Origin of the sequence: Phytobacter sp. SCO41 (assembly GCF_003073275.1) — a bacterium.
Taxonomy (GTDB): domain Bacteria; phylum Pseudomonadota; class Gammaproteobacteria; order Enterobacterales; family Enterobacteriaceae; genus Phytobacter; species Phytobacter diazotrophicus.
This window is the reverse complement of record NZ_CP027225.1, coordinates 1,327,006-1,340,760: the sequence shown is the minus strand read 5'-3', so window position 1 is coordinate 1,340,760 and position 13,755 is coordinate 1,327,006. Positions and strand designations below refer to the sequence as shown.

The window sequence follows — 13,755 nt, the reverse complement described above, 5'->3', positions numbered from 1 at the left end:
TTTCTGGCGGCAATGGAGTAAAAGTATGTCGGACGAAAAATTTGACGCGATTATCGTGGGTGCCGGAGTGGCGGGATGCACCGCCGCGTATGTGATGGCGAAAGCCGGGCTGGACGTACTGGTCATTGAGCGGGGGGATACCGCAGGCAGTAAAAATATGACAGGTGGGCGGCTCTATGCCCACAGCCTGGAAAAGATCATCCCCGGTTTTGCGCAAAGCGCCCCCGTTGAGCGAAAAATTACCAAAGAGAAGATCTCTTTTCTGACCAATGACAGCGCCGTCACGCTGGATTATCAGGCGCCGTCTCGCGATGCGAACCCGGAACAAGCGTCCTGGACAGTTCTGCGTCATGGATTCGATAGCTGGTTGATGGAACAAGCCGAAGCGGTTGGCGCACAGTTCATCACAGGCGTGCGGGTGGATGCGTTAATCCACCAGCAGGGGCGGGTAACCGGAGTTCAGGCCGGGGAGGATGTCCTTGAGGCAAACGTGGTGGTGCTGGCCGACGGGGTAAATTCGCTGTTAGGTCGTTCAATTGGACTGGTACAAAAATCGAACCCTCATCATTACGCCGTCGGGGTTAAAGAGCTCATTTCACTGCCAGCCCAAACCATTCAGGACCGCTTTGGCGTAACGGGTGACGAAGGCGCGGCCTGGCTGTTTGCCGGTTCCCCGTCGGATGGCTTAATGGGCGGAGGGTTTCTCTATACCAACCGTGAATCCATTTCACTGGGTCTGGTGTGCGGCCTGGGGGGCATTGAAAAAGCGCAAAAATCGGTTCCGCAGATGCTGGAGGATTTTAAACAGCACCCGGCGGTGCGCCCCCTTATCGAAGGGGGAACGCTGCTTGAGTATTCCGCTCATCTGGTACCAGAAGGCGGAATCGAGATGCTGCCAAAACTGGCGGGCGATGGCGTGCTGGTCGTGGGTGATGCCGCCGGAATGTGTCTGAACCTCGGCTTTACCGTGCGGGGTATGGATCTGGCGATTGAGGCCGCGAATATCGCAGCGCAAACCATCATTGCCGCAAAAGAGAGTAATGATTTCAGCTATGCCCGGCTTGAAAAATACGCGCAGGCGCTGGAGAAAAGCTGCGTCTTGCAGGATATGCGGCACTATCGCAAGTTGCCTGGCCTGATGGAAAACCCGCGCCTCTTTACGCAATACCCACAGATGGCGGCCAATATCATGTCCGAACTTTTCACTGTGGATGGCGCCAAACCGACGCCCTTCTGGAAGACGATATTGAAACAGGGAAAACGCGTCGGGTTAATGAATTTATTAAAAGACGGCATCGCTGGAGGGCGCGCATTATGAGCACGGTAAATGTCGATGTGAAACTGGGCGTCAACAAATTCAGAGTGGATGAAACTACCCCACACATCATTCTTGTGGCCGCCCCTGACAAAGCGCAATTTCGTAAATTGATCACTGCCTGCCCTGCCGGGCTATATCGCGAGGATGAGGCAGGAAATATCCATTTTGATTATGCCGGCTGTCTGGAATGTGGCACATGTCGTGTGTTGTGCGAAGGGACAATATTAGAGAAATGGGAATATCCGCAGGGGAACTTCGGCGTTGAATTTCGTTTTGGCTGATCCCCTCTTTCGCTCGCGTCACCCTTTGTGGTGAACGTCACTCTCCCGTGCGGGGAGGATTTATGTCAACTCAGGAAAAAATTGATATCAGTACCGTTCTGGATAAGCACCCGATTAGCCGACGCCAGTGGCTGATAGTTTTTTTAGGGTTCTTTGTATTAGGTATTGATGGCTTTGATGTTACCGCAATAGGTTTTATTGCTCCGGCCTTGATCGATGACTGGCAGATATCCCGCCATATGTTAGGTCCGGTGATGATGAGCGGCTTATTTGGTCTGGCTGCCGGTTCACTTATTTCCGGGCCGCTGGCTGACCGCTACGGGCGTAAAAAACTCATCATTGGCTCCGTCATATTTTTTGGTGCAAGCAGCCTGCTTTCTGCGTGGTCGTGGAATTTATCCAGCCTGACCTTTTTTCGCTTTATTACCGGCCTGGGGCTGGGGGCTGCGATGCCCAATATCACCACGCTGGTGGCAGAGTATGCCCCCTGGCGTTATCGCTCGCGCCTGGCAACCGTAATCCACTGCGGTTTTAATACCGGTGCGGCATTGGGCGGTCTGCTGAGCCAGCAATTACTCGGTACCTTTGGCTGGCGTTCCGTCTTAATTACCGGCGGGGTATTACCGTTAATATTCGCGCTGATCCTGATACGTTACCTGCCGGAATCGATGCAATATCTGGTTCAAGACCCCGCGAATAAACAGCGTCTGACGCACTTGCTGAATAAATTCGTCCCCGGCATTGCCGACGCAAAGACCCATTTTTATACCTCTGAGCCGCAAAAAGCACATGCCAGTACTGCCAGATCGCTTCTGCATCCGCCATACACCTTTGGCACCCTCGCGCTGTGGCTAACACTGTTTGCCGGTTTGTTCTGTGTCTATCTGTTATCAAGCTGGCTGCCGCTGATGGTCAGGGACACCGGGATGACGCTGTCACAGGCCGTCATCATGGGTTCGGTATTTCAGATTGGCGGCATGATGGGCAATTTCTGCATCGGCATTGAAATGGACCGCTGGGGCAGGCATTGCGCCATCATTCTTACCCTGCTGGGGGGCGCCTGCAGTGCACTGATTCTGGGGATGCATATCCCGTCACTGCCGGTGCTATGTGTTCTGGTTCTGATGCTCGGGTTTACCGTCAATGGTATCAGCCCCGGTTGTTATGCGCTGGCCGCCCATTTTTATCCAACGTCCATTCGGGCCACCGGCGTGAGCTGGGCGACGGGAGTTGGCCGTCTGGGTGCCATAACCAGCGCAGGTGCGGGTTCAGCCATGCTGGCGGCGGGCTGGACATTCAGTGAAGTCTTTATGTTTCTGCCGCTTCCTCTGGTGGCAGGCGCGCTGGCGCTGTATTGCAAAAAGCAACGAAGAGCTATCGCCAAAACTCATTAGGCCAGGTTATGTCCAGGGACAACGACGGAATGACAACCATGAAAATCAACGAGGCGCTGAAAATGCGTTATCGACAACAAGGATACTGGGGTGACGCGACGCTGGCGGATTACTGGCATCTGTCGGCAAAGGCGTCGGCGGATAAAATCGCCGTCAGCGACAACCACGGCACAGCGTATACCTACCGTGAACTCGATAACGCAGCAGGCGCGCTGGCGATGTGGCTTGTGGAAAACGGTATCCAGCCGGGTGATCGGGTCGCCCTGCAACTTCCCGGCTGGTGTGAGTTTACCGTTATCTATCTTGCCTGTCTCAAATGCGGCGCCGTCGTCGTGCCGCTGCTCCCGGCATTTCGGGAGTCTGAACTGGCTTGGATCATGAACAAATGTCAGGCTCGTATTCTCTTTACCGCAACGCGCTTTAAAAATGTTCGTCCCATTCAAATGCTGCCCGCGCTGCGCCCGCTGCTTCCCTGGCTGGAGAAGGTGATTGCGGTCGATAAGCTCGAGCCCGCCCGGCACGAGTTGTCTTTGAGCCAGATACTGGCAAACACGCCACCATTAGCTCAGGCCATTGCGACAAAAAGCGATGACCTGGCCGCACTGCTGTTCACTTCCGGTACAGAGGGCCACCCTAAAGGGGTAATGCTGACGCACAATAATATCATCGCCAGCGAACGGGCCTACTGCGCAACGCTTAATTTGAACAGCACGGATATTATGCTGATGCCAGCACCACTCGCCCACGCCACGGGTTTTATGCATGGGGTCACCGCCCCGTTTATGATGGGTGCCCGCAGCGTATTGCTGGATATTTTTAACCCGGAGCAGTGCCTTGAGATCATTGAACGGGAAAAATGCACCTGCATTATGGGGGCAACACCGTTTGCGTGCGATCTGCTTAAGGCGATGCAGGCCCGCCAGTGCGATATCTCTTCTTTGCGCTTTTTTCTGTGCGGCGGGACCACTATTCCGGGCAAACTGGTGCGTGATTACCACAAAGCCGGAGTTCCATTGCTGGGGGTATATGGCAGTACGGAGAGTGCGCCACATGCCATCGTCCGTCCCGAAGACTCGCTTATTCGGCAGGTAAATACGGACGGGGCGGCGGTGAACGGAGTGGAGATCAGAGTCGTCGATAAAAAGAGAAACACTCTGCCGGAATATACCGAAGGTGAAGAAGCTTCTCGCGGCCCGAATGTGTTTGTCGGCTATTTCGATGAACCGGAATTAACGGCACAGGCACTTGATGATGAAGGCTGGTATTACAGCGGGGATTATTGCCGGGTCGACAAGTCAGGGTATCTTAAAATTACCGGGCGAAAAAAAGACATCATTGTTCGCGGCGGTGAAAATATCAGTAGCCGGGAAGTGGAAGATATTCTGTTGCAACATCCTGATGTTCGAGACGCCGCCGTCGTCGCGATGCCAGATCAGCGGCTGGGAGAACGTTCATGTGCCTATGTGGTACTGACCCATAAAGAACAACCTCTGGTACTGGCAGATATCATCCGTTTCTTTACCCATAAACGCATCGCTAAATATAAATATCCAGAGCACCTGGTGGTGGTCGACAATTTACCGCGAACGGCCTCCGGGAAAGTCAAAAAGTTCATGTTACGCAAAGATATCGTTCAGCGCCTGGCTCTTGCCTCCCGAGAAAACGCATCCCCGGCACTCGACGAGGCCATATCCAAATAAGGATACCAATGTGCTTATTAACAATAACCTTTCCGGCAGAACACAGCCGAAAACATCGACACGAATAAAAAACAGCACCAAGCCGTCTTTTATCCAGGGGGAGCCTACGTTTTATCACTGTCCCCGGTGCGGACAATTTCTTGTGACCATTAATAACAACGGCGGCGAGACACAACTACGCTGTTGTGACGAAACGCTGAGTGCATTAACCCCGCAAAATACAAACGATGCGCTGGCAGAAGACCACCTGCCGCAGATGACGATTTCCGGCGGCTTTGAATCAAATACCCTGACGGTGAATATTGGTACAACGCCACATCCGATGACAGACGATCACCGCCTGCTGTGGATCTACGTTTATACCTTTCAGGGTGGCCAGTTTAAATTCCTCAGGCCAGGCGATCTGCCAGAAGCCACCTTCGCACTGGCCGAAAACGATGCGTACGTCTACTGCGATCGTCCGGTCTGTAAAGGCAGCCGATGCAAATTTAACTGTAAACGAGGGTTCACCGCATACAGTTGGTGCAATCAGCATGGGTTATGGAAGCATTCATTTTGATGATGCATCTGCTCTGGGGGTAAAGCGAACAGACAGAGGAGAGAAGAAATCAGCATGCCGTGAAGGCATGCTGATCGTGGTTTTATCAGGCTTTGTTTTGACGCCACCATTCTGCCAGCAACACACCCGTTGCTACAGACACGTTAAGACTCTCAACGTTATTGGTGCCGTTAATCGAGATGCTCAGATCCGCGTTATCAAGCGCAGCATCGGAAAGGCCGTCACGCTCCTGACCCAGCACCAGCACCATTTTCTTCGGCAACGTGGCGCTAAACAGCGGCGTACCTTTATGGCTGGATGTGGTCACAATGGCATAACCGGCTTTGCGGAAAGCATCCAGCGCCTCGATAACGCTATCGCCCGTAATCGCCTGCACGTGCTCCGCACCGCCTTCCGCCGTACGAACTGCAGCACCGGATTCGATAACGGCCGCATCCTGCAACAGAACGCCTTTCACACCGAAATGCGCGCAACTGCGCATCATCGCACCCAGGTTATGCGGGTTACCCACATCTTCCAGCGCCAGAACGCAATCTTCGGCGCCGGCCTGTGCCACCCACTGCTCAACACTGGTACCGTTACGTTTTTTGATCAGGAAGCAAACGCCACCGTGATGTTCAGTACCGGACGCTTTTGCCAGCTCAGCCTCATCAACCACATGGTAGGCTTTGCGGTTAGCCGCCATCCAGCGCAGTGCTTCTTTAAAGCGCGGGGTTACGCTCTGAACAAACCAGGCGCGCACGATGCAGTCAGGACGGCTGGCAAACAGCGCCTGACAGGCATTCTCGCCATAAACGCGGGTCTCTTCCGCACGCTGACGACGCAGTACTTCCGGATCGATAAAGCTTTTACCGCTGATACCGCCGTGATCCGGCTTTGTTGCTGTCTCGTCACCCGGCGCGCGGGAAACGGTACGCCACGGGGAATCACTCTGTGGACGGTCACGGTCGCGACCACGATCATTGCTTCGCTCTTCGCGAGCAGGACGGCGGCCACTGTTTTTCTCTTCGCGAGCGGGGCGACGGCCAGCATCGGCACGAGACGATCCGCTACGAGCAGGCCCTTTCCCGGTACGCGGGTTTTGGCTGCGTTTATCGGAATCATCATCACTGCGGACATACATCACTTTGACTTTGCCGCTTTTGTTTTTCAGTTCATCGTTCATGCTTTTCTCCACCAGCGCTGCGCGAGCGCGCAGATTACCTGATGTGTCGGCGCTTAGCCATTAATTCGTTCAAAAGCTATCGACTATTGTACTCATTGAATAAAACGCGTTGTCGTTTAAAACCACTTCATCAATAATATGTAACATATTAGAAACATATCGGCCTTGTGCCACTCTGTACCACTGCTCTCCCGAGGTTAGTTATGAATACCGTATGTGCAAGCTGCCAGGCGCTTAACCGCATCCCCGAAGCGCGCATTAGCGATGTCGCAAAATGCGGACGCTGTGGACATGAGCTGTTCGACGGCGATGTGATTAACGCCACTGGCGAAACACTGGATAAACTGCTGAAAGATGACCTGCCGGTCGTTGTCGATTTCTGGGCGCCCTGGTGTGGTCCGTGCCGTAGCTTCGCACCGATTTTTGAAGACGTGGCGGAAGAGCGTAGCGGCAAAGTTCGCTTCGTCAAAGTGAACACCGAAGCCGAACGCGAACTCAGCGCACGCTTTCGTATCCGCAGCATCCCAACCATTATGTTGTTCAAAAATGGCGAGGTTGTCGACATCTTAAGCGGCGCCGTTCCCAAAGCCCCTTTTAATAGCTGGCTTAACGAATCTCTCTAATCCTGGCGGGGCACATCTTGTGCCCCGTTTTCAGCTCTGCGACAATGGCGTTTTTCACGCGATTCTCATGACTGATAACGCCGTACTCACGCTCCGGGCAATGCGTATTGCTCGTTCCACTCGCCCTTTCCTCGCCCGAGGCAATCGCGTTATTCGCTGCCAGCGCTGCCTGCTGCCAAAACAACAGTGCCTGTGCGACACCTTGCAACCCAGTACGGCCCGCAGCCGGTTCTGCCTGGTGATGTTCGATACGGAACCCATGAAGCCCAGCAATACTGGCAGGCTTATCGCCGATATCCTGCCTGACACAACGGCGTTTCTCTGGTCACGTACTGAGCCACCCCAGGCGCTTATTGATTTATGCAACAGCGAAGACTATCAGCCGATGGTCGTCTTTCCCGCATCCTATGCAGGAAACGAACGGCAGGTATTATCCGCACCGCCCTGTGGAAAACCGCCGCTATTTATCATGCTGGATGGGACCTGGACCGAAGCACGCAAAATGTTTCGCAAAAGCCCCTATCTGGACGCCCTGCCGGTTATCTCCGTCGATTTATCACGGATTTCAGCCTATCGTCTGCGCGAGTCGCATGCCGACGATCAGTACTGCACCGCCGAAGTCGCGATTGCGCTTCTCGATTTAGCAGGCGATCAAGCTGCCGCGAAAAGTCTGGGCGCCCATTTTTCCCTCTTTCGCGAACGTTACCTGGCGGGTAAAGCGAATCATCAGCGTAGCGTCACAGCAAAAGAACCAGAAAACGTTTAAAATCATCAGGTCACTCTTTACTGGAGGCCGGTATGAGCCAACGTGGGCTGGAAGCGTTGTTACGTCCCAAGTCGATCGCCGTGATCGGGGCATCAATGAAACCGGATCGCGCCGGTTTCCTGATGATGCGCAATCTTCTGGCTGGCGGTTTTGCCGGGCCGGTTTTACCGGTGACACCCGCGTACAAAGCCGTACTTGGCGTACTGGCCTGGCCCGATATCGCCAGCCTGCCTTATGTGCCGGACCTCGCCGTGCTCTGTACCAATGCAAAACGTAATCTGCCTTTGCTGGAAGAGCTTGGTAAGAAGGGCTGTAAAACCTGCATTATTCTTTCTGCCACCCCTGAGCAACACGCCGAACTGCTGAACTGTGCAGGGCGTTACCAGATGCGCCTGCTCGGGCCAAACAGTATGGGGTTACTCGCGCCCTGGCAGGGTCTTAATGCCAGCTTTTCCCCGGTACCGATTACCCGTGGCAAGCTTGCATTTATTTCGCAATCCGCCGCCGTCTCCAACACCATCCTGGACTGGGCTCAGCAACGTGAGATGGGGTTTTCCTATTTTATTGCGCTGGGTGACAGCCTGGATATCGACGTCGATGAACTGCTGGACTTCCTGGCACGTGATACCAAAACCAGCGCCATTCTGCTCTATCTCGAACATTTAAGCGACGCGCGCCGGTTCGTCTCGGCGGCTCGCAGCGCGTCACGCAATAAACCCATTCTGGTTATCAAGAGTGGCCGTAGCCCCGAAGCCCAGCGGCTTTTGCAAACCCGTGCCGGGCTGGATCCGGCTTGGGATGCCGCCATTCAGCGTGCCGGTCTGCTGCGTGTGCAAGACACCCACGAACTGTTTTCCGCCGTCGAAACGCTCAGTCACATGCGCCCGCTTCGCGGCGACCGGCTGATGATCATCAGTAACGGTGCCGCCCCTGCCGCACTGGCGCTCGATCAGCTGTGGTCGCGTAATGGCAAACTGGCAAAGTTGAGTGACGATACGCTGGCAAGGCTTCGCAATGGATTACCCGATTATGTCAATGTGGGTAATCCGCTGGATTTACGCGATGATGCCAGCAATGATCGCTACACCACCGCGCTTGAGATCCTGCTCGACAGCCAGGATTTTGATGCGCTGATGGTTATTCATTCTCCGAGCGCCGCCGCCCCTGGCAGAGAGAGCGCGCTGGCGCTCATTGAGGCGCTGAAAAAACATCCGCGCGGTAAATACGTTACGGTGCTGACAAACTGGTGTGGCGAGTATTCTTCCCAGGAAGCGCGACGGTTATTCAGCGAAGCGAGCCTGCCGACATACCGTACGCCAGAAGGGACGATCACCGCATTTATGCATATGGTTGAATACCGGCGTAACCAGAAGCAATTACGTGAAACGCCCGCCTTGCCTACTCACCTGACGGCCAATACGGCCGAAGCCCATCAGTTACTGCAACAGGCGATCACAGAAGGGGCAACCACGCTTGATACTCATGAAGTGCAGCCGATACTCAGCGCCTGGGGTATCCAGACACTGCCGACGTGGATTGCTGGTGATAGCGCCGAAGCGGTACATATTGCCGAACAGATTGGTTACCCCGTAGCGCTAAAATTACGCTCGCCGGATATTCCTCATAAATCTGAGGTCCAGGGGGTTATGCTTTACCTGCGCACTGCGGCAGAGGTCCAGCAGGCCGCGGATGCGATTATCGACCGCGTCAAAATGAACTGGCCGCAGGCGCGTGTTCACGGCTTGCAGGTACAAAGCATGGCAAACCGTGCCGGTGCGCAGGAACTTCGTGTGGTCGTCGAATCCGATCCGGTGTTCGGTCCGCTTATCATGTTGGGAGAAGGCGGCGTCGAGTGGCGCGCACAGGAGCAGGCCGCCGTTGCGCTACCACCGCTGAATATGAATCTGGCGCGTTATCTGGTTATCCAGGCCATTAAAAATAAGAAGATCCGCGGGCGTAGCGCCCTGCGCACACTGGATATCGCCGGGCTAAGTCAATTCCTGGTGCAGGTCTCAAACCTTATTGTGCACTGTCCGGAAATCCAGCGCCTGGACATTCATCCTCTGCTTGCCTCCGGCAATGAATTCACCGCACTTGATGTCACCCTCACGGTCGGGGCGTTTAGCGGCAACGGTGAAAGTCGTCTCGCGATTCGCCCCTATCCGCAGCAGCTAGAAGAGACCGTTGAGCTAAAAAACGGCGAGACTACGCTTTTCCGCCCTATTCTTCCTGAGGATGAACCGCAGCTACAGGCGTTCATCGCCAGGGTAACAAAGGAAGATTTGTACTACCGCTATTTCAGCGAGATCAACGAATTTACTCATGATGATTTAGCGAATATGACGCAGATCGACTACGATCGGGAAATGGCATTTGTTGCAGTGCGTCAGGTAGAAGGAAAGGATGAGATCCTTGGCGTAACCCGCGCCATCTCTGACCCGGATAACATTGATGCCGAATTCGCTGTGTTGGTTCGTTCCGATTTGAAAGGATTGGGTCTTGGGCGAAGGTTACTGGAAAAGCTCATCAGTTACACTCGGGATCACGGACTTAAGCGTTTGAATGGTATTACTATGCCAAACAATCGCGGCATGGTGACTCTGGCGCGTAAACTGGGATTCGAGGTCGACATTCAGCTTGAGGACGGGATCGTTGGATTGTCCCTGAATCTGAAGCAGACCGGTGAATCCTGAGTAAGGTACTGGAAATGTTGACCACTTTCACAGGTACTGGTGTTATCATTGTCCGCTTCTGTCGGGGTTATCGGACAGAAGCCCTTTCAATAAACAGAGAAGAAACGCACTGTGATGTTGTCAAAATTTAAGCGTAATAAACATCAACAACACCTTGCCCAACTACCCAAGCTTTCCCAATCAGTTGATGATGTAGAGTTTTTCTACTCTCCCGCTACTTTCAGGGAGACATTGCTGGAAAAAATTGCCAGCGCAACACGCCGTATCTGCATCATCGCTCTTTACCTTGAGCAGGATGATGGCGGTAAAGGTATCCTGAACGCCCTCTATGACGCCAAACGTCAGCGCCCTGAGCTTGAAATCTGCGTGCTCGTCGACTGGCACCGGGCACAACGTGGTCGTATTGGCGTGGCAGCATCCAACACCAACGCCGACTGGTATTGCCGTATGGCGCAGGAAAACCCAGGCATTGATATTCCCGTTTACGGCGTGCCAGTGAATACCCGTGAAGCGCTTGGCGTACTGCATTTTAAAGGCTTCATTATCGACGATAGCGTGCTGTATAGCGGCGCGAGCCTGAACGATGTCTATCTCCACCAACACGATAAATACCGCTACGACCGCTACCAGCTTATCCGCAATCCCAAAATGGCCGATATCATGCTGGGCTGGGTCAAACAAAACCTGATTGAAGGGCGCGGCGTAAATCGTCTCGACAACGCGCAACGTCCTAAGAGCCCTGAAATCAAAAATGATATTCGTCTGTATCGTCAGGAATTACGCGACGCGGCCTATCATTTTGAGGGCGATGCCGATAACGATCAGCTTTCGGTTACGCCATTAGTTGGACTTGGAAAAACCAGCCTGCTGAATAAGACCATTTTCCATTTGATGCCCTGTGCGGAAGAGAAGCTGGTTATCTGCACACCTTATTTCAACCTGCCAGCTGTGCTGGTACGCAATATTATTCAGCTCCTGCGTGAAGGCAAAAAAGTCGAAATTATCGTTGGCGATAAAACGGCTAATGACTTTTTTATTCCAGAAGATCAACCTTTTAAAATTATTGGCGCCCTGCCTTATCTGTATGAAATTAACCTGCGCCGTTTCCTGAGCCGTCTGCAGTATTACGTCAATACCGATCAATTGGTCGTGCGCTTGTGGAAAGACGACGACAACAGCTATCACTTGAAAGGGATGTGGGTTGATGACGAATGGGTGCTGCTGACGGGGAATAACCTTAATCCGCGTGCCTGGCGCCTGGATCTGGAAAATGCCATTCTGATCCACGACCCGAAACATCAATTAGCGGCTCAGCGTGACAAAGAGCTGGATCTTATCCGTACCCATACCACGGTAGTTAACCATTATCGCGATCTGCAAAGTATCGCCGACTATCCGGTAAAAGTACGCAAGCTCATTCGCCGCTTACGTCGAATTCGTATCGATAAACTTATCAGCCGCATTCTGTAACACCCGGCCCCATCATTTGATGGGGCTTTTTTTCAGGTTCCTCTATGATGCGATGCTTAATATTGACGAGTGTACTGTGTTTAACCGGGTGTGCGCACATGGCAAATGACCAATGGAGCGGGCAGGATAAAGCACAGCATTTTATTGCTTCTGCCATGCTCTCCGCTGCGGGCAACGAGTATGCACAACATCAGGGAATTAGTCGCGATCGCAGTGCCGTTTATGGCCTGATGTTTTCTGTTAGCCTTGGCGCATCAAAAGAGTTTTGGGACAGCCGCCCGGCAGGAAGCGGCTGGAGCTGGAAAGATTTTGCCTGGGATGTTGCAGGCGCTACCACGGGTTACGCCGTCTGGCAGCTAGCCAATCACTAAAGACGAATACCTTTACCTTTCCGGTGTAGCATCAACGAAACGATAAATGCCAGTGCGCAAAACGCAGTGACATACCAAAAGAAGGCCGTCTCGATACCTGCCGATTTCAGCGACAGCGCAACGTACTCAGCCGACCCGCCGAATAACGCATTGGCAACGGCGTAAGATAAGCCCACGCCCAGCGCACGGACCTGTGCCGGGAACATTTCGGCTTTCAGGATACCGCTTATTGATGTATAGAAACTCACGATGAGCAGTGCCGTCATCACTAATGCAAAGGCGGCATAGGGTGATGAGACATACTGTAGCGCACTTAAAATAGGTAGCGTGAAGAGCGTCCCCAGCCCACCAAAACAGAGCATGGAAGCACGGCGACCAATGCGATCGGATAAGGCACCTATCACGGGCTGAATAAGCATAAAAACAAATAACGCCACGGTCATCACAATGCTGGCCACATTGGCATGCATACCGGTCGTGTTAACCAGATATTTTTGCATATATGTCGTGAAGGTGTAGAAGCTCAGTGAACCGCCTGCGGTAAAGCCGAGCACCATCACAAACGCCCGGCGATTACGCCATAACCCTTTAAGCGACCCAGCCTCTTTTAATACTCGTACCTCTTTTTTCGATGTTTCATCCAGTTGACGACGCAACCAGAGCGCGACTACAGCCAGTGCGGCGCCAATGGCAAAGGGAATACGCCAGCCCCATGCACGTAACTCAGCATCATCAAGGATCTGCTGAAGAACAACGACCACGAGAAGCGCCAGCAATTGACCCCCAATCAAAGTTACGTCCTGGAAAGAGGCATAAAACCCTTTACGTCCTTCAACGGCAATCTCACTCATATAAGTTGCACTGGTGCCGTATTCGCCACCCACGGATAACCCCTGGAACAGTCTTGCCAGTAATAACAATGCCGGGGCCCACGTACCAATGCTTTCATAGCCCGGTAAGCAAGCGATCACCAGAGATCCCAGACACATCATGCATACTGATATCAACATCGACTTTTTGCGCCCATGCCTATCAGCAATACGCCCGAACAGCCAGCCGCCAATCGGACGCATGAGAAATCCGGCGGCGAAAATGCCTGCCGTCTGAAGTAGCTGGGTCGTTGTATTTCCGGCAGGGAAAAAGATGTGAGCAAAGTAGAGCGAACAGAATGAATAAACATAGAAATCAAACCACTCCACCAGATTTCCCGATGACGCACCAACGATTGCCCACACTCTGCGACGTACATCGGTCAAATCGGTTGTTTTATGCTCAGGACGAGTGGTGACATCTGCCATATTTCCCCCTTTAATTGGACATCTTCGATTTTTTATATAAATCAGATTACGCCGGGGTAAAAAGTTAATACAGTGTTAATGATTTGCCTGCTATCATTTCAGAATGTTAGCCTAAGA

The 13,755-nt window shown here is 53.1% G+C and carries 12 protein-coding genes; 10 read left to right on the top strand and 2 right to left on the bottom strand.

Annotated elements, in window-relative coordinates:
• The first annotated feature begins 25 nt into the window (after nt 1–25).
• The 5 genes from C5523_RS06655 to C5523_RS06635 all read left to right on the top strand — a co-directional run bounded on the left by C5523_RS06655 (nt 26) and on the right by C5523_RS06635 (nt 5,252).
• Complete coding sequence (locus C5523_RS06655; RefSeq protein WP_108700818.1) at nt 26–1,318, top strand: FAD-dependent oxidoreductase; 1,293 nt, start codon at nt 26–28, stop codon at nt 1,316–1,318.
• Nucleotides 1,315–1,599, top strand: coding sequence for a ferredoxin family protein (locus C5523_RS06650; protein WP_108700817.1), 285 nt, complete (start codon nt 1,315–1,317; stop codon nt 1,597–1,599). Before C5523_RS06655 ends, C5523_RS06650 begins: the two co-directional genes overlap by 4 nt.
• Nucleotides 1,600–1,661: 62 nt before the next feature.
• On the top strand, nt 1,662–2,993 hold the full coding sequence (locus tag C5523_RS06645) for an aromatic acid/H+ symport family MFS transporter (protein WP_039079550.1): 1,332 nt from the start codon (nt 1,662–1,664) through the stop codon (nt 2,991–2,993).
• Between the two features lie 29 nt (nt 2,994–3,022).
• Nucleotides 3,023–4,693, top strand: coding sequence for a medium-chain fatty-acid--CoA ligase (gene fadK, locus C5523_RS06640; RefSeq protein ID WP_039079549.1), 1,671 nt, complete (start codon nt 3,023–3,025; stop codon nt 4,691–4,693).
• Between the two features lie 142 nt (nt 4,694–4,835).
• A complete protein-coding gene (locus tag C5523_RS06635) occupies nt 4,836–5,252 on the top strand; it encodes a desulfoferrodoxin family protein (RefSeq protein WP_223878775.1) in 417 nt (138 codons plus the stop codon).
• An 85-nt stretch (nt 5,253–5,337) separates the two neighbouring features.
• Here the strand turns inward: C5523_RS06635 and C5523_RS06630 are convergent, their stop codons facing one another.
• Entirely contained in the window at nt 5,338–6,417 is a 1,080-nt protein-coding gene (locus tag C5523_RS06630) for a tRNA/rRNA methyltransferase (RefSeq protein ID WP_108700816.1), read from the bottom strand.
• A gap of 203 nt (nt 6,418–6,620) precedes the next feature.
• On the opposite strand from C5523_RS06630, the gene trxC reads away from it, so the two are divergent.
• From trxC to C5523_RS06605, 5 genes are all read left to right on the top strand, one after another.
• Nucleotides 6,621–7,040 (top strand): thioredoxin TrxC, encoded by a 420-nt coding sequence (gene trxC / locus C5523_RS06625; RefSeq protein WP_039079547.1) that lies wholly within the window; start codon nt 6,621–6,623, stop codon nt 7,038–7,040.
• A 67-nt stretch (nt 7,041–7,107) separates the two neighbouring features.
• Nucleotides 7,108–7,806 carry a tRNA-uridine aminocarboxypropyltransferase gene (locus tag C5523_RS06620; protein ID WP_039079774.1) on the top strand — a complete coding sequence of 233 codons (699 nt, stop codon included), beginning with the start codon at nt 7,108–7,110 and terminating at the stop codon, nt 7,804–7,806.
• A 32-nt stretch (nt 7,807–7,838) separates the two neighbouring features.
• Entirely contained in the window at nt 7,839–10,499 is a 2,661-nt protein-coding gene (pat, locus tag C5523_RS06615) for a protein lysine acetyltransferase (RefSeq protein ID WP_079496134.1), read from the top strand.
• 114 nt (nt 10,500–10,613) lie between these two features.
• Nucleotides 10,614–11,969, top strand: coding sequence for a CDP-diacylglycerol--serine O-phosphatidyltransferase (gene pssA, locus C5523_RS06610; protein WP_039079545.1), 1,356 nt, complete (start codon nt 10,614–10,616; stop codon nt 11,967–11,969).
• Between the two features lie 47 nt (nt 11,970–12,016).
• Nucleotides 12,017–12,340: a YfiM family lipoprotein gene (locus C5523_RS06605; protein WP_039079773.1), complete on the top strand. Its 324-nt coding sequence runs from the start codon at nt 12,017–12,019 to the stop codon at nt 12,338–12,340.
• Here C5523_RS06605 and C5523_RS06600 read toward each other — a convergent pair.
• Nucleotides 12,337–13,638, bottom strand: a complete 1,302-nt coding sequence (locus C5523_RS06600; protein ID WP_108700815.1) for an MFS family transporter — start codon at nt 13,636–13,638, stop codon at nt 12,337–12,339. The two genes, C5523_RS06605 and C5523_RS06600, sit on opposite strands and share 4 nt — an antisense overlap.
• Between the last annotated feature and the right edge of the window lie 117 nt (nt 13,639–13,755).